Source organism: Streptomyces gilvus, from assembly GCF_022513565.1.
Lineage (GTDB): Bacteria > Actinomycetota > Actinomycetes > Streptomycetales > Streptomycetaceae > Streptomyces > Streptomyces gilvus.
On the sequence record NZ_JAKWBE010000009.1, the window covers coordinates 189,202 to 215,353 of the forward strand.

General features: G+C 72.0%; 24 protein-coding genes and 5 tRNA genes. 9 read left to right on the forward strand and 20 right to left on the reverse strand.

The window, feature by feature from the left end; translation table 11 throughout:
• Positions 1 to 43: 43 nt before the first annotated feature.
• Entirely contained in the window at positions 44 to 865 is an 822-nt protein-coding gene (locus MKW14_RS16680) for an aminotransferase class IV (RefSeq protein WP_240863332.1), read from the reverse strand.
• Positions 862 to 1,905, reverse strand: a complete 1,044-nt coding sequence (locus tag MKW14_RS16685; RefSeq protein ID WP_240863333.1) for a chorismate-binding protein — start codon at positions 1,903 to 1,905, stop codon at positions 862 to 864. The genes MKW14_RS16680 and MKW14_RS16685 overlap by 4 nt, the downstream gene beginning before the upstream one ends.
• 178 nt (positions 1,906 to 2,083) lie before the next feature.
• On the opposite strand from MKW14_RS16685, the gene MKW14_RS16690 reads away from it, so the two are divergent.
• The 5 genes from MKW14_RS16690 to MKW14_RS16710 all read left to right on the forward strand — a co-directional run bounded on the left by MKW14_RS16690 (position 2,084) and on the right by MKW14_RS16710 (position 2,572).
• Positions 2,084 to 2,156, forward strand: a tRNA-Gly gene (locus MKW14_RS16690).
• A gap of 39 nt (positions 2,157 to 2,195) precedes the next feature.
• Positions 2,196 to 2,269 (forward strand) — tRNA-Cys (locus tag MKW14_RS16695).
• A 1-nt stretch (position 2,270) separates the two neighbouring features.
• Positions 2,271 to 2,342, forward strand: a tRNA-Val gene (locus MKW14_RS16700).
• Positions 2,343 to 2,365: 23 nt separating this feature from the next.
• Positions 2,366 to 2,437 (forward strand) — tRNA-Val (locus MKW14_RS16705).
• 63 nt (positions 2,438 to 2,500) lie between these two features.
• Positions 2,501 to 2,572, forward strand: a tRNA-Val gene (locus MKW14_RS16710).
• 56 nt (positions 2,573 to 2,628) lie between these two features.
• Here MKW14_RS16710 and MKW14_RS16715 read toward each other — a convergent pair.
• The 4 genes from MKW14_RS16715 to MKW14_RS16730 all read right to left on the reverse strand — a co-directional run bounded on the left by MKW14_RS16715 (position 2,629) and on the right by MKW14_RS16730 (position 5,418).
• Entirely contained in the window at positions 2,629 to 2,931 is a 303-nt protein-coding gene (locus tag MKW14_RS16715; RefSeq protein WP_133044921.1) for a TFIIB-type zinc ribbon-containing protein, read from the reverse strand.
• A gap of 80 nt (positions 2,932 to 3,011) precedes the next feature.
• Positions 3,012 to 3,974, reverse strand: a complete 963-nt coding sequence (locus MKW14_RS16720; protein ID WP_240863334.1) for an aminoglycoside phosphotransferase family protein — start codon at positions 3,972 to 3,974, stop codon at positions 3,012 to 3,014.
• A 773-nt stretch (positions 3,975 to 4,747) separates the two neighbouring features.
• Positions 4,748 to 4,945: a hypothetical protein gene (locus MKW14_RS16725; protein ID WP_240863335.1), complete on the reverse strand. Its 198-nt coding sequence runs from the start codon at positions 4,943 to 4,945 to the stop codon at positions 4,748 to 4,750.
• Between the two features lie 197 nt (positions 4,946 to 5,142).
• On the reverse strand, positions 5,143 to 5,418 hold the full coding sequence (locus tag MKW14_RS16730) for a DUF8836 family protein (RefSeq protein ID WP_133044924.1): 276 nt from the start codon (positions 5,416 to 5,418) through the stop codon (positions 5,143 to 5,145).
• A 196-nt stretch (positions 5,419 to 5,614) separates the two neighbouring features.
• Here MKW14_RS16730 and MKW14_RS16735 point away from each other — a divergent pair, with 196 nt between their 5' ends.
• On the forward strand, positions 5,615 to 7,051 hold the full coding sequence (locus tag MKW14_RS16735) for a serine/threonine-protein kinase (RefSeq protein ID WP_240863415.1): 1,437 nt from the start codon (positions 5,615 to 5,617) through the stop codon (positions 7,049 to 7,051).
• Between the two features lie 40 nt (positions 7,052 to 7,091).
• Here the strand turns inward: MKW14_RS16735 and MKW14_RS16740 are convergent, their stop codons facing one another.
• The 9 genes from MKW14_RS16740 to MKW14_RS16780 all read right to left on the reverse strand — a co-directional run bounded on the left by MKW14_RS16740 (position 7,092) and on the right by MKW14_RS16780 (position 19,421).
• Positions 7,092 to 7,484, reverse strand: a complete 393-nt coding sequence (locus tag MKW14_RS16740) for an NUDIX domain-containing protein (RefSeq protein WP_240863336.1) — start codon at positions 7,482 to 7,484, stop codon at positions 7,092 to 7,094.
• Positions 7,484 to 8,302 (reverse strand): TrmH family RNA methyltransferase, encoded by an 819-nt coding sequence (locus tag MKW14_RS16745; RefSeq protein ID WP_240863337.1) that lies wholly within the window; start codon positions 8,300 to 8,302, stop codon positions 7,484 to 7,486. The genes MKW14_RS16740 and MKW14_RS16745 overlap by 1 nt, the downstream gene beginning before the upstream one ends.
• A gap of 64 nt (positions 8,303 to 8,366) precedes the next feature.
• Complete coding sequence (gene cobA / locus MKW14_RS16750; protein ID WP_240863338.1) at positions 8,367 to 9,599, reverse strand: uroporphyrinogen-III C-methyltransferase; 1,233 nt, start codon at positions 9,597 to 9,599, stop codon at positions 8,367 to 8,369.
• A gap of 144 nt (positions 9,600 to 9,743) precedes the next feature.
• Positions 9,744 to 14,267, reverse strand: coding sequence for a nicotinate-nucleotide--dimethylbenzimidazole phosphoribosyltransferase (cobT, locus tag MKW14_RS16755; RefSeq protein ID WP_240863339.1), 4,524 nt, complete (start codon positions 14,265 to 14,267; stop codon positions 9,744 to 9,746).
• Positions 14,268 to 14,657: 390 nt separating this feature from the next.
• On the reverse strand, positions 14,658 to 15,869 hold the full coding sequence (cbiE, locus tag MKW14_RS16760; protein WP_240863340.1) for a precorrin-6y C5,15-methyltransferase (decarboxylating) subunit CbiE: 1,212 nt from the start codon (positions 15,867 to 15,869) through the stop codon (positions 14,658 to 14,660).
• 68 nt (positions 15,870 to 15,937) lie between these two features.
• On the reverse strand, positions 15,938 to 16,576 hold the full coding sequence (locus MKW14_RS16765; RefSeq protein WP_240863341.1) for a GNAT family N-acetyltransferase: 639 nt from the start codon (positions 16,574 to 16,576) through the stop codon (positions 15,938 to 15,940).
• 165 nt (positions 16,577 to 16,741) lie between these two features.
• Entirely contained in the window at positions 16,742 to 17,578 is an 837-nt protein-coding gene (locus tag MKW14_RS16770) for a MetQ/NlpA family ABC transporter substrate-binding protein (RefSeq protein WP_240863342.1), read from the reverse strand.
• Positions 17,579 to 17,655: 77 nt separating this feature from the next.
• Positions 17,656 to 18,393, reverse strand: a complete 738-nt coding sequence (locus MKW14_RS16775; RefSeq protein ID WP_240863343.1) for a methionine ABC transporter permease — start codon at positions 18,391 to 18,393, stop codon at positions 17,656 to 17,658.
• A complete protein-coding gene (locus MKW14_RS16780) occupies positions 18,390 to 19,421 on the reverse strand; it encodes a methionine ABC transporter ATP-binding protein (protein ID WP_240863344.1) in 1,032 nt (343 codons plus the stop codon). The genes MKW14_RS16775 and MKW14_RS16780 overlap by 4 nt, the downstream gene beginning before the upstream one ends.
• 362 nt (positions 19,422 to 19,783) lie before the next feature.
• On the opposite strand from MKW14_RS16780, the gene MKW14_RS16785 reads away from it, so the two are divergent.
• Both MKW14_RS16785 and MKW14_RS16790 read left to right on the forward strand, forming a co-directional pair.
• The gene (locus tag MKW14_RS16785) at positions 19,784 to 20,143 is read left to right on the forward strand and encodes a hypothetical protein (RefSeq protein ID WP_133044934.1); all 360 of its coding nucleotides are present in this window, start codon (positions 19,784 to 19,786) and stop codon (positions 20,141 to 20,143) included.
• Complete coding sequence (locus MKW14_RS16790) at positions 20,124 to 20,567, forward strand: hypothetical protein (protein ID WP_240863345.1); 444 nt, start codon at positions 20,124 to 20,126, stop codon at positions 20,565 to 20,567. Before MKW14_RS16785 ends, MKW14_RS16790 begins: the two co-directional genes overlap by 20 nt.
• On the opposite strand, the gene MKW14_RS16795 is transcribed toward MKW14_RS16790, so the two are convergent.
• The 3 genes from MKW14_RS16795 to MKW14_RS16805 all read right to left on the reverse strand — a co-directional run bounded on the left by MKW14_RS16795 (position 20,557) and on the right by MKW14_RS16805 (position 22,846).
• Entirely contained in the window at positions 20,557 to 21,054 is a 498-nt protein-coding gene (locus tag MKW14_RS16795) for a GNAT family N-acetyltransferase (protein WP_240863346.1), read from the reverse strand. The genes MKW14_RS16790 and MKW14_RS16795 overlap by 11 nt on opposite strands.
• Before the next feature lie 58 nt (positions 21,055 to 21,112).
• Positions 21,113 to 21,607 carry an RNA polymerase sigma factor gene (locus MKW14_RS16800; protein WP_240863347.1) on the reverse strand — a complete coding sequence of 165 codons (495 nt, stop codon included), beginning with the start codon at positions 21,605 to 21,607 and terminating at the stop codon, positions 21,113 to 21,115.
• A gap of 75 nt (positions 21,608 to 21,682) precedes the next feature.
• Positions 21,683 to 22,846 (reverse strand): glycerophosphodiester phosphodiesterase, encoded by a 1,164-nt coding sequence (locus MKW14_RS16805; protein WP_240863348.1) that lies wholly within the window; start codon positions 22,844 to 22,846, stop codon positions 21,683 to 21,685.
• A 427-nt stretch (positions 22,847 to 23,273) separates the two neighbouring features.
• On the opposite strand from MKW14_RS16805, the gene MKW14_RS16810 reads away from it, so the two are divergent.
• Complete coding sequence (locus MKW14_RS16810; RefSeq protein ID WP_133045042.1) at positions 23,274 to 23,945, forward strand: lysophospholipid acyltransferase family protein; 672 nt, start codon at positions 23,274 to 23,276, stop codon at positions 23,943 to 23,945.
• A gap of 98 nt (positions 23,946 to 24,043) precedes the next feature.
• Here MKW14_RS16810 and MKW14_RS16815 read toward each other — a convergent pair whose 3' ends face one another.
• Entirely contained in the window at positions 24,044 to 25,567 is a 1,524-nt protein-coding gene (locus MKW14_RS16815) for an MFS transporter (protein WP_240863349.1), read from the reverse strand.
• Positions 25,564 to 26,115, reverse strand: a complete 552-nt coding sequence (locus MKW14_RS16820; RefSeq protein ID WP_240863350.1) for a TetR/AcrR family transcriptional regulator — start codon at positions 26,113 to 26,115, stop codon at positions 25,564 to 25,566. The genes MKW14_RS16815 and MKW14_RS16820 overlap by 4 nt, the downstream gene beginning before the upstream one ends.
• Positions 26,116 to 26,152: the final 37 nt, after the last annotated feature.

Below are 26,152 nucleotides of genomic sequence, written 5' to 3' on the forward strand. Positions count from 1 at the left end.
TCTACCCGCCCGGCAGGCCCGCGTCAGCCTGTTTTTCCGGAGCTCACGGGTCCAGGTCGGCGCCGGACCGCTCGCCGAAGATCCGCATGGCCTTGGCCGTCACCGGGCCCGCCGTGCCCGGCAGTTCGCGGTCGTCGACGCGGTGGACGGCCTGGACGTCGCGCAGACTGGAGGTGAGGAAGACCTCGTCGGCGCGCTCCAGGACGTGCAGCGGCAGGTCGCTCTCCCTGGCCCCGGTCCACTCGACCGTCAACGCGCGCGTGATGCCCGCGAGGCAGCCGGAGGCGAGGGGCGGGGTGTGGATCTCACCGTCGAGGACGACGAAGACGTTCGACCCGGTGCCCTCGCAGAGGTGGCCCACGGTGTTGGCGAACAGGGCCTCGGAGGCGCCGTGTTGGTGGGCGCGGGCGAGCGCGACGACGTTCTCGGCGTACGAGGTCGTCTTCAGGCCGGCCAGGGCGCCGCGTTCGTTCCGGGTCCAGGGGACGGTGATGACGGCCGTGGAATCCGGGCGGCGTGCGGTCTCGCCGAGGGCGACCACGAGGGTCGGGCCGTGCTCGCCGCGGTCGGAGCCGAGGGGACCGTGGCCGCCGGTGTAGGTGATGCGCAGCCGGCCGAGGGGCAGCGGGTTGGCCTCCAGTACGGCGGCGCAGGCGCGGCGGATCTCGTCGTGGTCGGGGTCGGGCAGACCGAGGCCGCGGGCCGAGCGGGTCAGCCGGTCGAGATGGCGGGTCAGCGCGAACGGCCTGCCGTCCGCCGTCTTCACCGTCTCGAAGATGCCGTCGCCCACCGTCAGCCCGTGGTCGAACACGGACACGCGGGCGGACGCGATGTCCCGCAACCCGCCGTCGAGCCAGATCTTCACGTCAGTCCCTCTCCGCTCACCACGTCTTCGCCCGACGCTACCTCCAGCAGTCGGGCCGCCTTCAGCTCGGTCTCCCGCCACTCCTGCTCGGGATCGGAACCCCAGGTGATCCCGGCGCCGGTCCCGAACCGCAGCACGCCTTCGGCCCGGTCGATCCAGAACGTACGGATGCCGACGGCCAGCTCCCCCCGCCCCCGGTCGGCGTCCACCCAGCCGATGCCTCCGCAGTACGGGCCGCGGGGAGCCGTCTCCAGGGCGTCGATGATCCGCAGGGCGCTGGACTTGGGGGCGCCGGTGACGGAGCCGGGCGGGAAGGCCGCCGTCAGCAGCTCGGGCCAGCCGGCGCCGGCGCGCAGTTCGCCGCGGACCGTGGAGACGAGGTGGACCAGGCCCGGATGCTTCTCCACCGCGCACAGGTCGGGGACGGTGACGCTGCCGGTGGCGCACACGCGCCCCATGTCGTTGCGGACCAGGTCCACGATCATCACGTTCTCGGCGTAGTCCTTCTCCAGCAGGTCCGCCTCGGTGCGCCCGGTGCCCTTGATCGGCCCGGACTCGACGATCCGCCCGTCGCGGCGCAGGAACAGCTCGGGCGAGGCGGTGGCGATCTCGACGCCGTGCCCGGGCAGCCGGATCGTTCCGGCGTACGGCGCCGGATTGCCGCGGGCCAGCAGCGCGGTGAGGGCGTCCACGTCGGCGTCCGGCGCGACGGGCGCGGTCAGCACCCGGCAGAGGTTCGCCTGGTAGACCTCGCCGGCCGCGATGTGCTCCCGGATCCGGCGCACCCCGGCCGTGTACGCGGCGCGGTCGAGGGAGGACGTCCAGTCACCGGGGCCGGGCCCCCGCCACTCCCCCGGCACCGGCGCGGGCACCGGCTCCTGTCGTACGTCCCGGAAGCGGGCGCAGGTCAGACGGCCCTCGAAGTCCGCGACGACGGCCCAGAAGCCGGTGGAGTCGAGGGCCGCGGGGTCGCTGGTGACGTCGAGGAGGCCGGTGGCGACGCGGGTGCCGAAGCGGGCGAGGGGAGGAAGGTCGAGCACGCCGTCGAGTCTAGGGTGGGTGTCCGAAAGGTGACCTCGGTGTGTCCCCGCGGACGCCCAGGCCACGCCCGTGAGCAGGCGCAGCGCAGCACGCTGCGCAAACGCGTTTTTGTACTGGCCCGGGAATCCGCTAGAGTTCAACACGTCGCCGGGCCGCGGGAGCGGAACGAAACGACAAGCGGACGTAGCTCAGTTGGTAGAGCGCAACCTTGCCAAGGTTGAGGTCGCGAGTTCGAGCCTCGTCGTCCGCTCGAAGGATCAAGGGGATCTTCCCGGACCCCCGCACTCCTGGTGGAGTGGCCGAGAGGCGAGGCAACGGCCTGCAAAGCCGTCTACACGGGTTCAAATCCCGTCTCCACCTCCAAGGACGATTAGCTCAGCGGGAGAGCGCTTCCCTGACACGGAAGAGGTCACTGGTTCAATCCCAGTATCGTCCACTGGAGCCTCACGGCTTCGACCCGCGCGATTAGCTCAGCGGGAGAGCGCTTCCCTGACACGGAAGAGGTCACTGGTTCAATCCCAGTATCGCGCACGCAGTACACGTGATGTTCTGGCTCGGTAGTCGTCTTCGGCTCCCTCGTCGATCACGTCCCGAGGACGATTAGCTCAGCGGGAGAGCGCTTCCCTGACACGGAAGAGGTCACTGGTTCAATCCCAGTATCGTCCACACACCGAAGCCCCCGGCCCTGCGGCCGGGGGCTTCTTCGTGTGCCGGCCCGGTTGTCAGCTGGAGAACAGCATGTGGCCGAAGCTCTTGTGGCGGTGGTGACCGCCGTGGTGGCCCCCGTAGTGACCGCCGCCGTGGCCGCCGTGCGGGGCGCCCCAGGCGGGCGCGGGCGGGGCCGGGTAGGCCTGCGGGGCCGGCGGGGGCGGCGGCGCGGGCTGGGACCACTGCGACTCCAGGCGGGTCAGCGCCTCCAGCTCGCCGTAGTCGAGAAAGATCCCCCGGCAGCCGCTGCACTGCTCGATCTGGACGCCGTTGCGGTTGTACGTGTGCATCGGCGCATGGCACTTCGGACACTGCATGGTCGGCTCAACTCCTCGCCCGTCGGTCCTGCTTCGCGTTTCGCCAGGACAGACTCCGTCCGGGCGAGCTCGGTTGCACCCTACTTCGCGGAATCGGGGGGCAGCTGCGGCGGGACGGAACCCATGCGGGCACATGCGTCGATCACCGACATCTCGATCTCGTCCAGGGGACGGTCCTCCGTGATCGCCTTGGTGACGGCCCGGGCGGCGGTCTGGACGGTGAGGGCGCGGGCCGGGATGTCCAGGGCGGGCCAGGGGTCGCCGGCGGAGGGGACGGCGGGGCCGCCTTCCGCACGGTAGGTGTCGAGGAAGCGGGTCCACTCGTCCGGTGGGAGGAGGCCGCAGGCGTACCAGGCCGCCGGGCGGGCGAGGTCCCAGGCGGGGACGCCGGTGCCGAGGTCGTCGACGTCGATGAGGCGCCAGGGGCCGTCGGGGGCGGGGTGGCGGACGAGCTGGCCGAGGTGGAGGTCGCCGTGGCAGAGGGTGGTGGTGTCGGGCATGGGGGCCTCGGCGCGGGCCCAGGCGGGGAGGGTGTGCCAGGCGCGGAGGATCGGGCAGGCGGCGGCAGTCACGGAGGCGGCTGGGGTCGCGGAGGCGGTGGCGGTAGCGGTGGTGAGGCGGGCTATGGCGTGGGCTGTCTTGATGGGGCCGCGCATGGGTGGGACGGGGGTGGGCGGTGAGGTGCGGTGGAGGCGGGCGAGGAGGGTGGCGGCGGCTTCCCAAGGGGCGGCGTCGGGGTCGTCCGGGTCCACGGGGGTGCCGTAGGGCCAGAAGGTGACGAGGCGGTTGTGGAGGGTGGTGGGGGTGCGGGTGAGTGGGGGGAGGAAGAGGTCCGGAAGGTGAGCGGCGGTTTGGAGGCGGGGGGTGAGGGTGGCGTGGGGGGTGTCGGGGGCGTGGGCCTTGGCGACGGTGTGCGCGTGGCGGACGACCGTGGTGTCGGGGCGGTCGGCGAGGGTGGTGGTGGGGCAGGGGCAGGTGGGGGTGCTGGGGTGTGCCCTGGCTTTGAGTCGGGCGGTGATCTCGGGGAGCAGGGGGGTGGTCACGGGGTGTGTGGCTCCCTGGGGCGGGGTGGGGTGCTGGCGGAAGCGTACGGCGGCTTTGGGTGGGGTGCGCTGGGGCTTGGGTTCGGTTTCCTCGCCCCCGCCGCCCCTACCCGTCCCAGCCTCCAGGGGCTGCCGCCCCTGCGACCCCGCTCTCCGGGGGCTCCGCCCCCTGGATCCCCGCCGAGGCCCAGCCCAGGACCCCATCGGGGCCGCGCCCCCTGGATCCCCGCCGAGGCCCAGCCCAGGACCTGATCGGGGCCCCGGCCCCCGGACCCGTCGGGCTGCACCCCCTGACCCCCGCCGAGGCTCCGCGCCGGACCCCGTCGGGACTCCGCCCCCTGGCCCCCACCGAGGCCCAGCCCAGGACCCGATCGGGGCTCCGCCCCCTGGGACCTATCTGGCTGCGTCCCCTGGATCCCCGCCGGGGACCCGCCCGGGACCCGTCGGGGCTGCGCCCCCCTGGCCCCCACCGAGGCCCAGCCCAGGACCTGACCGGGACCCCGCCGCCCGGACCCCATCGGGGCTGCGCCCCCTGGATTTCCGCCGAGGCTGCGCCCCGGCCGCCATCGCCCCTTCGGGCCTCGTCCTCAGACGCCGGACGGGCTGGAGATACGGATCGGCTCGCAGATATGTACCGGGCTTCGGGCAAAGCAATGCCGGCGCAGCTCCCCAGCTGCGCCGGCATTTTTGCCGTCCGCCGCACCCCCGTCCCCACGGGGTTTCATGGGTGGATGTCCCCGCCCGGACCGCTCTTCCGGGCCTGGGGTCGCCGCTCAGCGCCCCAGCATCACGCCCACGGACGACGCCTGTGTGGCCACTGTCTGCCAGCCGTCGAAGACGAAGAAGAGCAGGGCCGCCAGGGGGAGGACCATGAGCGTCGCCACCAAGGGGTGGCGCCGGCCCGTGCGGCGCGGGCGGTGCGCGGTGCGCTCCAGCCTGCGGAACTGTGTCCGCGGTGCCGTCAGAGCCATGGTCCCTCTCCTGACCGTCTCAGTTGTCGTTGGCAGCGGCGGGTGTCTGACCTCGGGGGACGAGTGCTGCACCCGCCGCTTGACCTCAAATCTAGGCTTCGGGCGCTCTTCGCACGTCATGCCCTCGTACCGATTGCCGGGCCTCCCGGAGGATGAGCCGTGCGGTGGGGAGTACTCCCCTGGGTGGAGACGGGGACCTAGGTCTCAGGGTCTTCCCCGAGGGGACGCCCGCTGTGTACCGGCTTTTCCGAGCTGTCCTCCCTGGGCACCGGCTGCTCCACCAGGGCAAGGACCCGGTTGGCCATGAAGCGGGCCGTCCGGACCACGGAGCCGTTGCGGGTGACTTCGCTCACTTCCACGACACCGCGCCGTACAGCCGTCTCGACCCTGCGGCCCGCTCTGCTCGCCACCACCTCGTAGGTGCGGGTCGTGTCCCCCGCGTCCACCACTATCTCCACGCGATCACCCTTCACGGGTTCAATCCCCCTTCTGTGATGGGTGGTTGGGAGACCGGCTGGTGTGAAGTGCCGTTGTTTCCCGGCCCCCTGACCACCCTTCAAGTCTCCCACCCGGCACTGACAATCGATCGGGACGAGAGGGCGCGGCCTCTGCGCGCGGGCGGCCGTGGAAACGTAAGCTGTGCCACGTCACACGGACCGGGCAGCGGGGATGAACATGGCGATGATGCGCCTGAGGCGCGAGGACCCGCGCGTCGTCGGCTCGTTCAAGCTTCACAGACGGCTCGGCGCGGGCGGGATGGGCGTGGTGTACCTGGGCTCCGACAAGAAGGGGCAGCGGGTCGCGTTGAAGGTCATCCGGCCGGACCTGGCGGAGGACCAGGAGTTCCGCTCGCGGTTCGCGCGCGAGGTCTCGGCCGCGCGGAGGATCCGGGGCGGGTGCACGGCCCGGCTGGTCGCCGCCGATCTGGAGGCCGACCGGCCCTGGTTCGCCACTCAGTACGTGCCCGGCCCCTCGCTGCACGACAAGGTCGCCGACGAGGGCTCGCTGAGCGCGGCCGAGGTCGCCGCCATCGGGGCCGCCCTGTCGGAGGGGCTGGTCGCGGTGCACGAGGCCGGCGTGGTGCACCGGGATCTCAAGCCGTCCAACATCCTGCTGTCCCCCAAGGGGCCGCGGATCATCGACTTCGGCATCGCCTGGGCGACCGGCGCGTCCACGCTCACCCATGTCGGCACGGCCGTCGGCTCCCCGGGCTTCCTCGCGCCCGAGCAGGTGCGCGGGGCGACGGTCACGCCGGCCACGGACGTCTTCTCCCTCGGCGCGACCCTGGCGTACGCCTCCATGGCCGACTCGCCCTTCGGACACGGCAGTTCCGAGGTGATGCTGTACCGGGTGGTGCACGAGGAGCCGCAGCTGCACGGCGTACCGGACGCCCTGGCTCCGCTGGTGCGGGCCTGTCTGGCGAAGGACCCGGAGGAACGGCCCAGCACGCTGCAGTTGTCGCTGCGCCTGAAGGAGATCGCCACGCGCGAGGCGCAGGGGCTCGGTGAGGTACGGCCGCCCTCGCCGCGTGCCGCGGAGGCGGACCGGCCGACCGGGCGGCTCGCCGACACCTATCCCGACCAGCAGCGACGCCCGCAGGGGACGCCACCGCCGAGGGGTACCTCGTCCTCGCCCCGGGGTTCGGCTCCGGTGCGCGGCGGGGTTCCCTCGCGGGGTTCCGGTCCCTCGGGTCCGGGTGGTGGGGTGCCGTCGCGGGGTTCCGGTTCCGCCGGTCCGGGCGCCGTGTCTCGGGACTCCGGTGTCTCCGGTCCGGGCGGTGCGGCGCGGGGTGGCCCTCCGCGCTCCGGCGCGCGGCCCACGCCGACCTCGCGGGGTGGCACCCGCTCCGGCAGCGGGAGCAGGCCCGCGCCGCGCAGTGGTACGGGGCGGCCGGCGCCCAGGACCACGGGGACGGGCCGGCGCCCGGCCAATCCGCGGTTGCTGAGGCAGCGGCTGTTCGTCTTCGTCGTCGTGACGCTGCTGGTCGCGCTCGGCATCGCCGCGGCACAGGGCTGCCAGGGGCCGGCGCACGGACTGGGCGACGGCGGCCGGGGGGTCGTACAGGAGCAGCCGCAGGGTCGGGCCGGGGAGCCGGGGCGCGAATAGGCGCGCGGCGCGGGCACGTTGGTGACGGCACCGGCAGGCGTCACAGGCCGGGCAGGACGCGCTCGAAGAACTCCAGGTCGCCTTCGAAGACGGGGGTCAGGGTCAGGAACTCCGCCGGGGTGACCCAGCGGAAGTCGGCGACCTCGGCCGGGTCGGGGATCACCTCGCCGGTGGGTGCGTCCGCCGTCCACCAGTGGAGGCGGAACACGCCGTCGTCGGTGTCCGACTCCCAGACCTTGGCGAGGGGTACCGCGATGAGGCCGACCTCTTCCCGGATCTCCCGGACGACGGCCTCCCGCTGGGTCTCCCCCGGTTCGACCTTGCCGCTCAGCGGCTGCCAGTAGCCGGGGCGGGCGACCGAAGCGGCGCGGCGGATCGCCAGAACGCGGTCGCCGCGGCGCAGGACCGCGACGATCGCCTCGCGCTGCGCCATCAGCCCTGGGGGCGGCCGGTGGCCACCGCGTAGAAGGCGACCGCGGCCGCCGCGCCCACGTTCAGGGAGTCGACGCCGTGCGACATCGGGATGCGGACCCATTCGTCGGCGGCGACCAGGGCCTGGGTGGACAGGCCGTCCCCCTCGGCGCCGAGCATCAGGGCGACGCGGTCCATCTTGTGCGGGGCGGCCTCGTCGAGGGACCTCGCCTTCTCGTCCGGGGTGAGGGCGAGGAGGGTGAAGCCGGCCTCGCGGACCGACTCCAGACCCTTGGGCCAGGTGTCGAGGCGGGCGTAGGGCACGGAGAAGACCGCGCCCATGGAGACCTTGACGCTGCGGCGGTAGAGGGGGTCGGCGCAGTCCGGGGAGAGCAGGACCGCGTCCATGCCGAGGGCCGCGGCCGAGCGGAAGATCGCGCCGATGTTGGTGTGGTCGTTGACCGACTCCATGACGACGACCCGGCGGGTGGTCTGCAGGAGTTCGGCGGCCGTGGGCAGGGGTTTGCGCTGCATGGAGGCGAGCGCGCCGCGGTGCACGTGGTAGCCGGTGACCTGCTCGGCGAGCTCGGGGCTGACCGCGTACACCGGAGCCGGGAGTTCGTCGATGACGTCCCGCATGACGTCGACCCACTTGGCGGACAGCAGCATCGAACGCATCTCGTACCCGGCGTCCTTGGCCCGTCTGATGACCTTCTCGCCCTCGGCGATGAACAGGCCCTCGGCCGGTTCTCGTTTGCGGCGCAGTTCCACGTCGGTCAGGCCCGTGTAGTCGCGCAGGCGGGGGTCGTCGGGATCCTCGACGGTGATGAGATCGGCCACAGGGTGATACTGCCTTGTCCTGGGTGTGGTGCCAACGGCTCGGAACAGGTTGTGTTACCCCGGGTTACTCGACCGCTCGCGGACCCACTCCCACGACCTCGCCGATGACGATGACCGACGGCGCCTTCACCTCGTGCCTACGGACCGCCTCCGCGACCGTCACCAGCGTCGCGTCCACCCGGCGCTGGCCCGCCGTGGTGCCCTCCTGGACCAGGGCGACCGGGGTCTCGGGGTCCTTGCCGTGCGCGACCAGGGTCTCGGCGATCTTCCCGATCTTGTCGACGCCCATGAGGACCACCAGCGTGCCGGACACCTTCGCCAGCGCCTGCCAGTCGATCAGCGAGCGCTCGTCGTCGGGGGCGACATGCCCGCTGACCACGGTGAACGCCTGCGCGAGCCCGCGGTGGGTGACCGAGATTCCGGCCGCGCCCGGCACCGAGATCGAGCTGGAGATGCCGGGAACCACCGTGCAGGGGATGCCGGCCTCGGCGAGTGCCTGGACCTCCTCCATGCCCCGGCCGAAGACGAAGGGGTCGCCGCCCTTGAGCCGTACGACCGACTTGCCCTGCTTGGCGTGCTCGATCAGCGCGTTGTTGATGGCCTCCTGAGCCATGAAACGGCCGTACGGCAGCTTCGCCGCGTCGATCACCTCGACGTGCGGCGGCAGTTCGGCGAGCAGGTCGCGCGGGCCGAGGTGGTCGGCGATGACGACGTCGGCCTCGGCGAGCAGCCGCCGGCCGCGGACGGTGATGAGGTCCGGGTCGCCGGGTCCGCCGCCGACGAGGGCGACGCCGGGCGTGCGGCCGCGGTGGTGCGGGGCGACGAGGGTGCCGTCGCGCAGCCCCTCCACGACGGCGTCGCGGATCGCGGCGGTGCGGCGCGGGTCGGGGCTGTGCGTGTCCGTGGTCAGCACGGCGACGGTGACGCCCTCGCTGTGGCCGGTGGCCGGCGTCCAGGCCGTCGCGGCCTCGGCGTCGTCGGAGCGCACGCACCACACGCGGTGGCGTTCGGCCTCGGCGGAGGCCCGGGTGTTCGCCTCGCGGTCGCCGGTGGCGATGAGGGCGTACCAGGCGTCGGCGAGGTCGCCCTCCTCGTAGGGGCGCCTGGCCCAGGTGATCTCGCCCGCGTCCGCCATCGCCTCGACGGACGGGGTCGCCTCCGGGGAGACGAGCAGGACGTCCGCGCCGGCCGCGATCAGGGCCGGAAGGCGGCGCTGGGCGACCTGGCCGCCGCCGAGAACGACCACTTTGCGGCCCAAGAGGCGGAGACCTACGGGGTAGGCGGGGTGTTCGGCCATGAGGTGCGGCTCCTCGTCCTGCTGGCAATGCGATGGGCGCTACGGCACTGGAGCAACCCTGACGTGCGGATTTCGGTGATGGGGTTCAGCGTACGGCCGGGGTGGGAGGCGCGCAGGAGCGCGTACCCCACCCCGGCGGGCGAGCTACTTCTCGGTGACGCCCGCGGAGTCGAAGGTCGCCACCTCGTGCATCGCGCGGGCCGTGCTCTGCACCAGCGGCAGGGCCAGCAGGGCGCCCGTGCCCTCGCCGAGCCGGAGGTCGAGGTCGACCAGGGGGCGCAGGCCCAGCTTGTTGAGCGCGGCCACGTGCCCCGGCTCGGCGCTGCGGTGGCCCGCGATGCAGGCGGCCAGGACCTCGGGGGCGATCGCGCGGGCCACCAGGGCGGCGGCGCCGGCGCTGACGCCGTCCAGGATGACCGGCGTGCGCAGGGAGGCGCCGCCCAGCAACAGGCCCACCATCGCCGCGTGTTCGAAGCCCCCGATCGCGGCGAGCACGCCGATGGGGTCGGCCGGATCCGGCTGGTGGAACTCGATGGCGCGCCGCACGACCTCGGTCTTGCGGGCGAGCGTCTCGTCGTTGATGCCGGTACCGCGGCCGGTGACCTCGGCGGGGTCGGTGTCCGTGAACACCGAGATGAGCGCGGCGGACGCGGTGGTGTTCGCGATGCCCATCTCGCCGGTCAGCAGCGCCTTGTTGCCGGCCGCCACCAGGTCACGGGCCGTCTCGATGCCGACCTCGATGGCCTGCTTGGCCTCCTCGCGGGTCATCGCGGGACCGGTCGTCATGTCGGACGTGCCGGCACGGACCTTGCGGGGCAGCAGCCCCGGGGTCGCGGGAAGGTCGGCGGCGACACCGACGTCCACGACGCACACCTCGGCGCCGACCTGACCCGCGAAGGCGTTGCAGACCGCTCCGCCGCCGAGGAAGTTGGCCACCATCTGGGCGGTGACCTCCTGCGGCCAGGGGGTGACGCCCTGGGCGTGCACCCCGTGGTCGCCGGCGAAGATCGCGACGGCCGCGGGCTCCGGGATCGGCGGCGGGCACTGGCGGGACAGCCCGGACAGCTGCGCGGAGATGATCTCCAGCATGCCGAGCGCGCCGGCCGGCTTGGTCATCCGCTTCTGCCGCTCCCAGGCCTCGCCGAGCGCCTTGGCGTCCAGCGGGCGGATCTGGGCGACGGTCTCGGAGAGCAGGTCGTGCGGCTCCTCACCGGGCAGGGCCCGGCGGCCGTACGTCTCCTCGTGCACGACCCAGGACAGCGGACGGCGCTTGGACCAGCCGGCCTGCATCAGCTCGGGCTCGTCGGGGAATTCGTCGACGTAGCCCACGCACAGGTAGGCGATGACCTCCAGATGCTCGGGCAGCCCCAGCGCGCGGACCATCTCCCGCTCGTCGAAGAAGCTGACCCAGCCGACGCCGAGGCCTTCGGCACGGGCGGCGAGCCAGAGGTTCTCGACGGCGAGGGCGGCGGAGTACGGCGCCATCTGCGGCTGGGTGTGCCGGCCGAGGGTGTGCCGGCCGCCGCGGGTCGGGTCGGCGGTGACGACGATGTTCACCGGGGTGTCGAGGATGGCCTCGATCTTCAGTTCCTTGAACTGCTTCGCCCGCCCCTTGGGCAGCGACTTCGCGTAGGCGTCCCGCTGGCGCATGGCCAGTTCGTGCATGCTGCGCCGGGTGTCGGCGGAGCGGATGACGACGAAGTCCCAGGGCTGCGAGTGGCCGACGGACGGGGCCGTGTGCGCGGCCTCCAGGACGCGGAGCAGCACCTCGTGCGGGATGGGGTCGGCGCGGAAGCCGTTGCGGATGTCGCGGCGCTCGCGCATCACCTTCAGCACGGCCTCGCGCTCGGCGTCGTCGTAGGCGGGTGCGGCCGGGCCGGTGGACTGTCGAACTTCTTCCACTGGCGCCGTGCTCTCTTCCTGGTCGGCGGCCCGGGTGTCCAGGTCGTCCGCGTGTTGTACGAGTTCGGGATCGGCCTCGCGCGGGGCGGGGACCGGCGCGACCGCCTCCGGCGCGTCCTCCGGGGGGAGGGTAAGCGCGTGGGGCGGGGTCGGCGCGAGGTGGGGCGTGGTCGGGACGGAGCCCTCCACGGGCACGAACTGCCCGAGGGACTGGCCGGCTTGGGGCCCGGCCGTGGGTCCGGGCTGCTCCTCGGCGGCCGATGCCGCGGTGTCCGGGGCGTTGGTGACGGCTACGGGCTGGGGTGCGTTCGCCGGGTCCGCCGAGGTGGGGGCGTGGTGTTCCGGGGTGTTCAGTACGGGGCCCTGAAGGGGGGCCGCCGGGTCCTGGACCGGGCTCACCGCCTCTACGAGCTGGGGGGCTACCGGCGTGGTCGGCTCACCGCTCGGGGCGGACTGTCTGTCCGCGTCCTCGACCGGCGCCGGAGAACCGTCCGCCGGGTGAGACGTGTGCGGAGCCGCCGGGAACGGGGTGTTGTCCGGAGCTTCGGGGGTTACGGCGGTGTCGGGGCCCTGCGCCGGTACGGCCGTGTCGGTCGGCTGGGCGGGGGCGAGATCGGCGGAGTCCGCGGCCTGACCGGCGTCCGGCGCCATGACCTCCGGCGCCTGGATGGCCTCGACCGCGTCGGACACATCGCCGGCCTCGGGTCCACCGACGCCGCCTACCTGCTCACTTTCAGGCGCCGGGAACTGGGCGTCCTCCGACGGCTCGGTCACCGGAACCGGTACGGCCGTGTCGGTCGGCTGGGCGGGGGCGAGATCGGCGGAGTCCGCGGCCTGACCGGCGTCCGGCGCCATGACCTCCGGCGCCTGGATGGCCTCGACCGCGTCGGACACGTCACCGGCCTCGGGTCCACCGACGCCGCCCACCTGCTCACTTTCAGGCGCCGGGAACTGGGCGTTCTCGGCCGACTCGGTCACCGGAACCGGTACGGCCTCCGGGAGCTGACCGGCGTCGTCGCCGACCTCGACTCCTGTGGCCGCCACGGTCTGCGCGGCGGGCGCGGTTTGGTCGGCCGGCCCGCCGTGCTGGTCGCCTTCGGCGAGGGGCGCCGCCTCCGCCTCCGGAACTGCAGCGGTCGTACCGGCGTGCTCGGCGACGACTTCCGAGGCGGGCACAGTGCCCGCGCCGTCTCCACCGGCAGCGACGGCGTCGCCCGCGACCGGAAGCCCGGCTTCCACGACACCGGCCGTCACGGGCCCGCCGTCTGCGGAACCGGAGGCTGCGGCGAGCTGACCACTTTCCGCGCCGGGCGCGGCACCGTCGGCGTCCACGGACGCCACGGCGGACCCGCCGAACACGACCTCGCCGTCCTGCCCGGAGTGCACGCCATGGGCGGGCGCGGCGCTCAGAGCAGACTGCGCGGCATCACCGGGCACGGCACCGTGCGCGGACTCGGCGCCATGGCCGGGGTCAGCGACCTGGCCGGATTCGGCGCCATGGCCAGGCCCTGCGACCTGGCCGGCCTCCGCGCCATGGCCCGGCTCACCCTCGTTTCCGGGGGCAGCGTGCTCGAGGACACCGCCCTGCCCGGGCTCCTCAGCTTGGTCAAGCACACTGCCCTGCTCGAGCTGCGCGCCATGGCCGACCAGATCGCCCTGGCCGGACTGGACGCCTTGACCAGACACACCGCCGTGCCCGGGCCCTTCACCGTGACCGAGCACGCCGCCCTGCTCGGACTGGACGCCATGACCAGGCACACCGCCCTGCCCAGGCTCCGCACCATGACCGAGCACACTGCCCTGCTCGGGCTGCGCGCCATGGCCGACCAGATCGCCCTGCTCGGACTGGATGCCATGGCCGGGCACACCGCCCTGCTCCGGCTGCGCGCCATGGGCGAGTTCGCCGGCCTGCTGGCTCGGTTCGTTCTGGCCGCTCTCGGCATCGTGGTCGGCGGCGGCGCCCTGCGTGGCCTGGCTCAGCGGCTCACCTTGCTGGATCGCAGCACCATGAGCGTTCCCCGCGCCAGGCACCGGCCGGCCGAGTTCCCCGCTGTGCCCCGTCGCCGCGGTCTCGGGTCCGGCCATGGCCTGGGCGGACTCGCCCAGCGCATCGTACGCGGTCTCCTGTCCCTGGACGGCGGTCGCCTCGGTCGTGATGCGGGCCATCACCGCCTGTGCGGCGCCCAGCGGCTCCGTGGGGCGGCTCGGGGACGGAACAACCGTTTCCGCAGCCGGTGCCCCGGGGGCCGCCGAGGGCTGGGGCGGGGCGCCCCAGGGGACCGCGCCCTGCGGGGGTGCGTCGAGGTATTCGGGGCCGACCGTCGGCGGGCCGGGGTGGCGGACCGGGGCGCCCGCGGGGCCGCGGTCGGCGAGGGAGCGGACCGGGCTGGCGGAGGCGTCGGGGGTGGGCGGGCCGAGGTGCAGCGGGCGGCGCGGGGTGATCGGCGGGATCGGCACGGACGGGGCCGAGCGCGTCGGGGCCGGGTCGGGCAGGCGGACGCCGCCGAGGTCGACCGAGCCGCTGTCGCGGCCCGCCGTCTCGTGCGGGCCCGGCTCGTGCACGGTCTCGACGACCGGCTCGGGCGCGGGCGGGGCGACCTCGTTGCCCCAGGGGCTCTGCGCGCCCGGCAACAGCAACAGGTCTTCGTCCTCGGCGGTGGTCTCGGAGAGGTAGGTGTACGCACCGTGCGCGGGAACGCCCGGCTGTTCCACCATGCCTGCGTTCTCCGGCAGCCCCTCGCCCGGGACCTGGCCGGTGTCGGTCATGCGTACCCCTCGCCCATCGGTTAGTGCTTCTCGGTCCAGCCACCGGGAACGGCGCACCGACCGCCCCCGCAGTGAAGAACGAGCGTGCGTGCCCAGCGGCACGAACGACCCGCCCGTAAAAGGCGACAAAGCCATTCGGTGGCATTGTCCCGGTCGTTCCGCCGTCGCGACAGCTTGATCCGCGACGGTCCGCTGTGGACTGCGCCACGTTGCGCGTCCTCCGGTTTCGACGTACCACACCCACCCCAAAAGGGGCGCGTTTTCCGGACATTGGCGAACGAAACGCCGGGCCACCCGGTGCGGTACAACGGTCGGCCAGCCTACCGCGAGCGGTACGACGAGCGGATCACCGGGAGGGAAGAAAACAGGATCACTGGGACGGCGGCGGAATCACGGGGTGCGCTCCGGGAGCGCGCCGCTGAGCAGGAACGCGACGCTCCGCTCCGTCTCCGTCCAGGCCCTGGTGTCGAGTTCGACGGACTGCAGCAGGGCGCACTCGACCCGGTAGCCGTGCTCGGTGAGGTCCCGGCCGACGAGTTCGGCCTCGTCGCGGGTGGCCGCGTGGGTGACGACGCGCTGCGGCCGTCGGTCGGCGACCGCGGAGACCACGGCCGCTCCCCCGCCGCCGACGCGCACGACGTCGGGCTCGGGGAGGTTCTCCAGTACGTGCGGGGCGGTGCCCTGCACGACCTGGAGCTGGAGTCCGAAGGCGCGCGCGTTGGCCTCGGTCCGTTCGCAGGCTCGCGGGTCGTGGTCGACGGCGATGACGGCGGCCCCGGCGCGGGCGGCCTCGGTGGCGAACGCGCCGCTGCCGCAGCCGATGTCCCAGACGAGGTCGCCGACGCGCGGGCCGAGCCGGGCGAGTTGGGCGGCGCGCAGCGGTTCCAGTTCGCCCTCGCCCATGAGACCGCCGTAGGCCTCGGCGGGCAGCGTCCAGCCGCGCGGGGCGGCGGCGGGGTCGCGGCCGGCGATCCAGCCGCCGCCGTCCGCGGCGCCGGCGGTGCCGCCGACGACGATGACGACGTTCGGGTCGCGCCAGGTGTGGTCGGCGGCCTTGTCGGAGGTGACGACGGTGACCTGTTCGCGTTCGGTACCGAGTTCCTCGCAGATGACGAAGGTGCGGTGCACGCCCTCCATCAGCAGGCCGAGTTCGGCGGGGCCGGCGCCGGGTGAGGTGAGGACGGCGACCTTGGTGTGGGCGCGGCACACGTTCACCGCGCGTCGCAGGGTGCGGCGGTGGGCGACGACCACGTGTGCGTCGTCCCAGGGCATGCCGGCGCGGGCGAAGGCGGCGGCGACGGAGGAGACGGCGGGGACGACCTCGACCTCGAGGCCGAACTCGGGTGCGCGCAGGGTGCGTACGACGCCGAAGAAGCCGGGGTCGCCGTCCGCGATGACGACCGCGGTGCCGCGGTGGCGGGCGATGCGGCGGGCGGCGAGGGCGACACTGCCGAGCCGGATGCGCTCGGCGCGGGGCGGTACCTCGGGCAGCGCCAGATGGTGGGCGGCACCGGCCACCAGGGTCGCGGCGCCCAGGGCGGAGCGTGCCGCGGCGGTCAGCGGCGATCCGTCCCAGCCGATCACCGTGACGCGGTCGGCCATAGTCGTCGGTCTCCAGGGGGTTTGCGCAGGTCGGGCTCCGTGAGGGTACCTCTCGGTGCCCCGAGGGTTCAGTTCCAGTCGGTGAAGGAGGTGAAACCACCGGTGTCGGCCAGTTGTTCGCTGACTCCGGCGAGGTCCTCCGGCAGCAGGCTCCAGACGATGACGTCGGTGCGTACGTCGGCCCAGTCGCCGTCGCCGGTCCTGGCACGGGCTATCCAGGCGTTGCGCAGGATGCCCTCGCTGATGCAGCCGATCTTCTGGGCCACCTGCTGGGAGGCGGTGTTGTCGGCGGCGGTGCGCAGTTCGAGGCGCTCGAACTTCTGGTCCTGGAAGAGCCACTGGGCGGTGACGAGCGCCGCTTCCGAGGCGTAGCCCTCGCCGCGGGCCCAGGGCGCGATGACGTAGGCGATCTCGCTGGAGCGGACGCGCCAGTCCGTGTTCTGCAGGTGCACGATGCCGACGAGGCGCTGGGTGAGGAACTCCGTCACCGCGAAGACGATGCCACGGCCCTCGGTCCGTTCGGCCGGGGCGAGTCGGGTGGCCCAGCGGCGGGCGTCGGCCTCGGTGTAGGGGTGCGGGGCGGAGGTCCAGGCGACGACCTGCTCGTCGTTCATCATCTCGACCAGCGCGGACGTGTCGTCCTCGTCGAAGGGACGCAGCACCAACCGCTCCGTGCTGATGGAGATGTTGGGGAAGGTGCTCGCCATGCGCCGCTCCGTAACCTCTGGAAAATGTTCAGGGCCTGCTGAACTGCCCAGCATGCAGCATGAGCCCCCGGAACCGCACCACGGGGTCCACTGCACGTAAGCGAGTGGACCCCGTGCGTGCCGATACGCCGTATACGTGCCGTCGGCGGCGGAGAACGCCCCGGCTCAGAAGGAGGGGATGACCGAGCCCTGGTACTTGTCCTCGATGAACTTCTTCACCTCGGGCGAGGTGAGCAGCTTCGCGAGCTTCTTCACGCGCGGGTCCTTCTCGTTGCCCTTCTTCACCGCGAGGAAGTTGCCGTACGGGCTGTTCTTCGCGGACTCCAGGACGAGCGCGTCCTTGGCGGGCTTGATGCCCGCGGAGATGGCGTAGTTGCCGTTGACGACGGCGGCGTCCACGTCGTCCAGGGAGCGCGCGGTCTGGGCCGCCTCGACCTCCTTGAACTCGAGGTTCCTGGGGTTCTTGGAGATGTCCTGCGGGGTCGCCTCGTTGCCGGCGCCGTCCTTGAGCGTGATGAGGCCGTTCGCGGCGAGCAGCTTGAGGGCGCGCGCCTCGTTGACCGCGTCGTTCGGGACGGCGATCGTCGCGCCGCTCTTGAGGGCGTCGGCCTTCTTGACCTTGTGGGAGTAGAGGCCGAGCGGCTCCAGGTGCACCGTGACGACGGGCACGATGTGGGTGCCGCGCTTGGCGTTGAAGTCGTCGAGGTAGGGCTGGTTCTGGAAGTAGTTGGCGTCGACCGAGCCGTCCTCGGTGGCGGTGTTCGGGACGATGTAGTCCTGGAACTCCTTGACCTCCAGGTCGAGTCCGGCCTTCTTCGCCAGGTTGTCCTTCACGTAGTTCAGGATCTCGGCGTGCGGGGTGGGGCTCGCGGCGACGACCAGCGGTCCGCTGTAGTCGGAGGAGCTCGATGCCGAGTCCGAGCCCGAGCCGCAGGCGGTGAGCCCGAAGGTGAGGGCTCCGGCGGCGAGGACGGCGGTGCTGAACTTTGCGGTGTTACGCACGAAAAGTGCCTTTCCTTTTGGGTGCAGCGACCCCGCGGTCGGTGGTGCGGGGAGTCTGAGAGGGGCGCCGTGAGCGCTTACGCGACCTTGCCGACGTCGGCCGCGGCCTGCTCCTCGGCCTTCAGCAGCCGCAGCTTCGGCGCGGGTCCGGAGCGTCCGCCCCGGGAGTGCAGCGAGCGGGCCGCGAAGTCGCCGGCGAACTGGATGAGCGAGATGACCACGGCGAGGATGGCCACGGTGATCCACATCAGCTGGGTCTCGAAGCGCTGGTAGCCGTAGCGGATGGCGATGTCGCCGAGTCCGCCGGCGCCGACGGTGCCGGCCATGGCGGAGTAGCCGACGAGGGCGACGATCGTGGTGGTGGTGCCGGCGATCAGCGAGGGCAGGGCCTCCGGTACGAGGACCGTGCGCACGATCGTCCAGGTGTTGCCGCCCATCGACTGCACGGCCTCGACGAGCCCGCCGTCCACTTCGCGGACAGCCGTCTCGACCAGGCGGGCGAAGAAGGGGATGGCGCCGATGGCGAGCGGCACGATGGCGGCCTCGCGGCCGATGGTCGTGCCGGTGATCCAGCGGGTGAAGGTCATCAGCGCGACCATGAGGATGATGAACGGCATCGAGCGGGCGATGTTCACGACCTGCCCGATGACCTTGTTGGCAAGGACGTTCTGCAGCAGTCCGCCCCGGTCGGTGAGGACGAGCAGGATGCCGAGCGGAAGCCCGCCGACGACGGCGATCAGGGTGGACCAGCCGACCATGTAGAGGGTGTCCCAACACGCCTGGGACAGCAGGGGCTGCATCTCGGTCCAGGTCACCTGGCACCTTCCTTCACCAGCTGGGGTCCGCTCACGACGTCGATCTGCAGGCCCTGTTCGCGCAGGAAGCCGATCGGCACGACGTTGTCCTCGTAGCGGCCGGGCAGTTCGATGCGCATCCGGCCGACCTGGAGGCCGCCGACGGTGTCGATGGCGGCGCCGAGGATCGATATGTCGATGTTGTAGGTGCGCGAGAGCTGGGAGATGACGGGCTGTGTGGCGGCCTCGCCCTGGAAGGTGACGTCGACGACCGTGCGGTCCTCGCCGGTGGCGTCGCCGCCGACCGGGAAGAGCGCGGAGGCCAGCTCGGAGCCGGGGGTGGCGAGGAGTTCGCCGACCGTGCCGGACTCGACGATGCGGCCGTTCTCCATCAGCGCGGCCGAGTCGCAGACCGACTTCACGACGTCCATCTCGTGGGTGATGAGCAGGACGGTGAGGCCCAGCTGCCGGTTGAGGTCGCGCAGCAGCTGGAGGATGGAGCGGGTGGTCTCCGGGTCGAGAGCGCTGGTGGCCTCGTCGGACAGCAGCACCTTGGGGTCGCCGGCCAGGGCGCGGGCGATGCCGACGCGCTGCTTCTGGCCGCCGGAGAGCTGGGCGGGGTAGGCGCTCGCCTTGTCGGCGAGGCCGACGAGGTCCAGCAGTTCCAGCGCCTTGCGCGAGCGCTCCCGGCCGGAGGTGCCGAGGATCTCCAGCGGCAGTTCGACGTTGTCCTGGACGGTGCGCGAGGACAGCAGGTTGAAGTGCTGGAAGACCATGCCGATACGGCTGCGCGCCCGCCGCAGCTCCTTGCCGGCCCGGGGCCCGCGTCCCGCGAGGGCGGTGAGGTCCTGGCCGGCGACGGTGACCGTCCCGGAGGTGGGGCGTTCCAGCAGGTTGACGCAGCGGATGAGCGAGGACTTGCCGGCGCCGGACTGGCCGATGACGCCGTACACCTCGCCTTCGCGGACGTGCAGGTCGACGCCGTCCAGGGCGGTGACCTCACGGCCGCGTGAGCGGTAGACCTTGGTCAGGCCTGAAGTCGTGATCACTGGGGTTTTCCGTCACTGTCGAGTACGCGGGCGTGGGTGTGCCCGGGTACGGGAGGAAAGTCGTGCGCGGGGCGGGTCGGTCACATGCGTGGCTCACGACGCACGGACATGCCGCGGCGGCTCGCTTCGGGGCGCGAGACTCGGGGTGGTGCGGGGGCCCTCTAGAAGGCGCACATTCGACACAGACAACGAGCACCGGGCGTCAGGGTCGCCTCGGTCGCAAGGATGCGGCAGCTCGTCGTGGTCATGCGATCAGTAAAGCAGACGTATGGGAGCGACCAAGAACGTGCTGTCCACATGACGGACAGTGCTGGACAGGGGTCGGCGGCGACGGACCATTTCCGCCGTAATAAGGTCACGACATGCTCACCGTCCTGACCCTGGTGACCGGGGTCGCCGCGCTGCTGCTCGCCGCCTGGTGCGGCTGGGCCGCCTACCGGGACCAGCCGACCAAGGACTGGCACTTCATCGGCATGGCCGTGGTGTCGCTGCTGGCCGTGGTGCAGCTGGTGGTAGGGATCGTGCTGCTGGCGCGCGGCGAGAAGCCGGAGCAGGGAACGACGATCTTCGTGGCGTATCTGCTGGGCGCCTTCGCGTGCGTTCCGGCGGCGGGCTTCATGTCGCTCGCGGAGCGCACCCGCTGGGGCTCGGTGACGGTGGCCGCCGGCGGTGTGGTGCTGGCCGTGCTCGAGGTGCGGCTCTATGACATCTGGGGAGGCTGAGGTGGCCGTGACGGAGGAGAAGCCGACCAGGACACGGCTGATCAGCGGGCCGGGCATGCTGCTCGTCTGGTTCTACGGCGTGATGGTCGTCGGCGCGGTCTCGCGCTCCGCCTACCAGATCGCCACCGAGTTCGACCGGGCCCCGCTCGCCTACTCGTTGTCCGCCGTCGCCGGTGTCGTCTACGGCTTCATCACGTACACGCTGGTGCGCGGCGGGGAGACGGCCCGCAAGGCGGCGCAGTTCTGCTGCGCCGCCGAACTCGCGGGCGTACTGATCGTCGGCACCTGGACGCTGGTCGACAAGTCGGCCTTCCCGGACGCGACGGTGTGGTCGGACTACGGCATGGGGTACGTCTTCATCCCGGTGCTGCTGCCGGTCTCCGCGCTGTACTGGCTGCGCAGGAACCGCGCCGTCACGCCGTAGTGACGTAGGCCTCGGCCGGCTTCTCCAGGACGATCATCGGTACGCCGTCGGCGCCCTGGGAGGTGCCGACCGTCTCGTAGCCGACGCGGCGGTACAGGCGGAGGTTGCCCTCACTGCGGTGGCCGGTGTGCAGGCGGAACCGCTTGGCGCCGCGCTCCGCCACCAGGGCCGTCTCGGCGGCGCGCAGCAGCCGCGCGCCGATGCCGTGGCCCTGCAGACGGGGGTGGACGCAGAGCTTGCCGATGGAGGCGGCTCCGTCCTCGGTGACGTGGCCGCGCACCGAGCCGACCACCTCCTCACCGAGGCGTGCGACGAAGACGCAGTCGGAGGCCACCTCCTGGCGGACCGAGTCCAGACTCTGGACGAGCGGGTCGATGCGGTAGTTGCCGTACAGCGCCGCCTCGCTCTGGAAGCACAGGTACTGCAGCCTGAAGATCTGCTCCACGTCCTGCTCGGTCGCCACCGAGATGGTCACGCTCATGCCCATGTGCGCACGCCTCCCGCTCACCTGATCGCCACGTTGTCCCTCACTCCTATCCCCGCGCTCAGCGGGCCGCAACCTCCGATGTGAGCAAACGGCGAAGACATCCCAGACATCTGGAGCGTTCCGGACCGAGACTTCCTTGTGAGATACCCAACTCCCCCGCGATTTCCCGGTATGTCAGGTCTTTCGGCGAGAGCAGCGCCTCCACCAGTCCGGGGCAGCGCCCGGGAAGCCGGCGGACCGCCTCCCGCAGGGCCCGCCCGCGGGCGGCGGCGAGGGCGAGCTGCTCGGGGTCACGGCCCGTGTCGTCCGCGGGCTCGTCGGCGTACGGCCGTTCGAGACGGTTCGTACGACGGCTGCGGCGCACCTCGGAGCGGACGGCCCGGCGCAGCCAGCCGTGCGGGTCGCGGGGCGGGCCGACGGAGTCGAGACGCTCCAGCAGGCGGAGCCAGACCGCCTGTTCCAGGTCGGCGGGTTCGGTACCGCAGGCATGTGCCTCGGCCGAGGCCTCGGCGGTGAGCAGGGGGCGCAGGGTGGCGAGCAGATCGTGCGTCACATGCGGCACGACGCGGCCGCCCGGGCGGTGGGTTGCCCGGGCGGCCGGCTGTTCACCCCAACCGGGGCCGGACGCTCATGCGTTGACGAAGTCGGCGCGGGCCAGCACACCCGTGTCGGCGTTGTCGGTGAAGACGCCGTCGATACCGGTGGCGAAGTACGCCTTGAAGGCGCCGAAGGGGTCGCCGTAGCCGTCGGCGGCCGTGCCCTTGCGGAACTCGGCGGGCAGGAAGGGGTTCTCGTTGCGCATCGTGTAGGGGTGCAGGATCAGGCCGACCTTGTGCGCGTCGGAGACCAGGGTGGTCGGCTTGTCGAGGCTGCCGTCCGCCTTCTTGGTGATGATCAGGTCGAGGGTCGGGCCGAGGCCCTGCGCGTAGCCCGCGATCTCCCTGAGGCCCTTGGGCGTGATCAGGTCGTCGACGGTGCGCGGGTCACCGGCCTCGACGAAGTCCCAGGGACGGGTGCCCGCCCCGGAGAGCAGGACGACCAGCGGGTTGTCGACGAGCGTGTTCAGCCGCTGGATGCTGCTCGGCTCGAAGGACTGCAGGATGACCGGCGAGTTCCGCTTGTCCTTGCCGTACTTGTGCAGCAGCTTGGCGACCCGCTCCTCCAGGCCCAGGCCCAGCTTGCGGAAGTACGTGGGGTGCTTGGTCTCGGGGTAGATCCAGACCTGCTTGCCGCGCTTGCGGGTCTGCTCGTCCTGCCACTTCAGGACTTCCTCGAAGGTGGGGATCTCCCAGCGGCCGTTGTAGAGGGTGTTGTGCTGGCGGTTGGCCGGGATGCGCTCGATCGCGCGCAGCGTCTTCAGCTCGGCCAGCGTGAAGTCCTCGGTGAACCAGCCGGTGGTGGAGACACCGTCGAGGACCTTGGTGGTCCTGCGGCCGGCGAACTCGGGGTGGTCGGCGACGTTCGTCGTCCCGCCGATCTCCGGCTCGTGCCGGCACACGAGATGACCGTCCCTGGTGGGCACCAGGTCGCCGGCCTCGACGATGTCGGCTCCCAGGTCGAGGGCGAGGTCGTAGGAGCCGAAGGTGTGCTCGGGCCGGTAGCCGCTGGCGCCGCGGTGACCGATGATCGTCGGCTTGGGCAGGCTCTTCAGCCCGCCGCCGGTGTGGCCCGCGCCCGCCGCTCTCGCCGTGCCGGACAGGCCCAGTACGGCTCCGCCCGCGCCCAGCACCGCCGCGCCGAGGAGCGCGCGCCGCCCGGTGCCACCTGTCTGCTCGTTCTCCTGCGTTCCCATGAGCGCCTCCCCTGGCGTCGGCCCGACGTCTGTGTCCGGCGCGATGGTAGGTGGGTCGACATGACGCGAGGGAGGCCTGAACCGGAACAGGTGGGTGACTCGGAATGTCGTAAGCCATAAAGGTCGTGAGTCATCAGGGTCGTGAGTCATCAGGGTCGTGAGTCATCAGGGTCGTGAGCCATAGGGGTCGTGAGCCATAGGGGTCGTGAGCCATAGGGAGAGGACACGTCCGACCGGGGCGACTTCCGTCACACGGTTCCGGGCCGGTTACGGGCGGGAAACGCGGTGTCACCGCAGGTGAACCTACGTCAACAGTGCGTAAGACCTCGGTGAACGCCGTGTCCCCGATGTGCACGACGCCGTGGACCGCGAGTATCGTCCTCACCTGCACAGACTCATAAGGAACCGCTTGACACCGGAGGGCCCGTTGTCCCGCTTCGCGCTCATCAAGGCAGTGCTCGGACCGATCATGCGCCTGATGTTCCGCCCACAGGTGGAGGGCGTGGAGCACATCCCGGGCGACGGCCCGGTGATCCTGGCCGGCAACCACCTCACGTTCATCGACTCGATGATCCTTCCGCTCGTCTGCGACCGGCAGGTGTTCTTCATCGGCAAGGACGAGTACGTCACCGGCAAGACGCTCAAGGGACGGCTGATGGCCTGGTTCTTCACCGGGGTCGGCATGATCCCGGTGGACCGGGACGGCGGTCGCGGCGGCGTGGCCGCGCTGATGACCGGGCGGCGTGTGCTGGAGGAGGGCAAGGTCTTCGGGATCTACCCGGAGGGCACGCGCTCCCCCGACGGACGGCTGTACCGCGGCCGTACCGGTATCGCGCGCCTCACCCTGATGACCGGTGCGCCCGTCGTTCCGTTCGCGATGATCGGCACGGACAAGTTGCAGCCGGGGGGAGCGGGGATGCCGCGGCCGGGGAAGGTGACCGTTCGTTTCGGTGAGGCGATGGAGTTCTCGCGGTACGACGGGATGGACCGGGACCGGTATGTGCTGCGGGCCGTGACGGATTCCGTGATGGCTGAGGTCATGCGGTTGTCGGGGCAGGAGTACGTGGACATGTATGCCACTAAGGCGAAAGCCGCCTGATCGCCATTGAGGGTTCTGCCAGATCGCGGGTGCTCGTGCGTTGTGGCTGGTCGCGCCCACGCGGCGGTAGCCGCACATCCGACACAGCCCCGCGCCCCTTACGGGGCGCTGTCCAGCCGTTGGCCGCGGAGCATGAACCATGCTGCTGTCGCCGTGGCCAGCAGCACCAACGCGCCTGCGCCCGCTGCCAGTGACAGGCCGTCCACGAAGGCTTCTCGGGCCGACGAGAGCAGGTGCTGGGCGCTTGTGCTTGACATGCCCTGCGCCGCTTCCACCGCTCCCCCGAGTGACTCGTGGGCCCCTGAAGGTGTGCCCGGTGGGGACGGGAAGCCTCGGTAGACGCCTGTCACGATCGTGCCCAGGGTGGCGATTCCCAGGGCCGCGCCCAGTTCGTAGGCCGTTTCCGACACCGCGGAGGCGGCGCCTGCCTGGTCCTTCGGTACGGCGGAGAGGATGACGTCGGCCGTGACCGTGAAGGAGAAGCCGGCGCCGACGCCCACGACGAGCAAGGCCGTGCCAAGCAGGGGGTAGCCGGTCGACTCGGTGATCAGGGTCAGGGCGGCCAGGGCCAAGCCCACTGCCGCGAGGCCGCCGGAGACCACCGCGCGGACCGAGAAGCGGCGAGCCGCCCGGCCCGCGACCAGGCCCGCCGCCACCGCGCCCACCGCGGCGGGGAGTTCGGCCAGGCCCGCCTCGAACGGGCGCCTGCCCTGCACCAGTTGCAGGTACTGGGAGAGGAAGAAGACCAGACCCGACATGCCGAGGATGGTCAGCAGATCGGCCAGGACCGCGGCGCTGAAGCCGCGGTTGCGGAACAGGCGCATGTCCAGCAGCGGGGTGGCGAGGGTGAGCTGGCGGCGGACGAACCAGATCAGGGCCGCCGCGCCGAGGGCGCCCGCGGCGAGGGTCGGCCACGTGAGGCCGTGGGTCGCCGCCTCCTTCACCGCGTAGACGACGCCGATCACGCCGATGAGCGACAGGGCGACACTGGTCAGGTCCCAGGGGCCCGGGCGGGGGTTCTTCGACTCCGGCAGGGTGCGGAGGCCGACCAGGACCAGGACGGCCATCACGGGCAGGTTGATCAGGAAGACCGAGCCCCACCAGAAGTGTTCGAGCAGGAAGCCGCCGGCGATCGGGCCGACCGCCGTGCCCGCGGAGGCCGTCGCGCCCCAGATGCCGATGGCGAGGCTGCGCTCGCGCGGGTCGTGGAAGAGGTTGCGGATCAGGGCGAGGGTCGCCGGCATGAGCGTCGCGCCCGCGACGCCGAGCAGGGCGCGGGCCAGGATCATCAACTCGGGTGTCGTGGCATAGGCGTTGAGGACGGATATCGCGCCGAACGCGGTGGCGCCGCAGAGCAGGATCCGCTTGCGCCCGACGCGGTCGCCGAGGCTGCCCATCGAGACGAGCAGACCCGCGATGACGAACGAGTAGACGTCGCCGATCCAGAGGAGCTGGGTGCCCGTGGGCCTCAGGTCCTCACTGATGTACGGGGTCGCGAGACCGAGGACGGTCGCGTCGACGGCCACCAGCAGCACGGCGAGCACGAGGACGGACAGCGCGAGCCAGCGGCCCGGGCGCTTCACCGCCTCGGTCGTGGTCGCCGGCTGCAGGGTGCTGGTCATGGTTCCTCTCTCCGTAGTGCGCCACCGAGCAACAGCTCGGTGATCATGAAGGTGAAGTCCTTGCGGGCCACCCGGCCCTCCATCACGGCCCAGGCGCCGGAGGCCAGCAGGCCGTACAGCGCCTCGGTGAGCCAGGCGGGGGTGAGGTCGATGCGGAAGGCGCCGCTCTCCTGACCGCGCCGGAACAGCGCGGAGATGCGGTCGTCGATCCGGGTCCAGCCGGCGTTCTGTTCCTCGCCCTCGAACAGCTGGTTCTCGGTGTAGAGGAAGGCGAGCAGGGCGGCCGCCGGTTCGATCGACACGACCAGCCGCCGGACGGCGTCGGCCGCCGGGCCCTCGTCCACGCGGGCCTCGTCCAGCGCCGCCTCGCACTCGGCGATCCCGAGCGACTCCAGCGCTCGTACGAGCGCGTCGCGCCCCGCGAAGTGACGGTGCAGGGTGGCGCGGCTGATCCCCGCCGCCCTCGCGACCTCGTCCATCGTCGCGGTGGACTTGCGGGTCAGCAGGGCCGCGGCGGAGCGCAGTACGTGGTCACGGTCGACAGGCATGAGACAAGACTAGCCCATGTGAGACATTCTTGTCTCA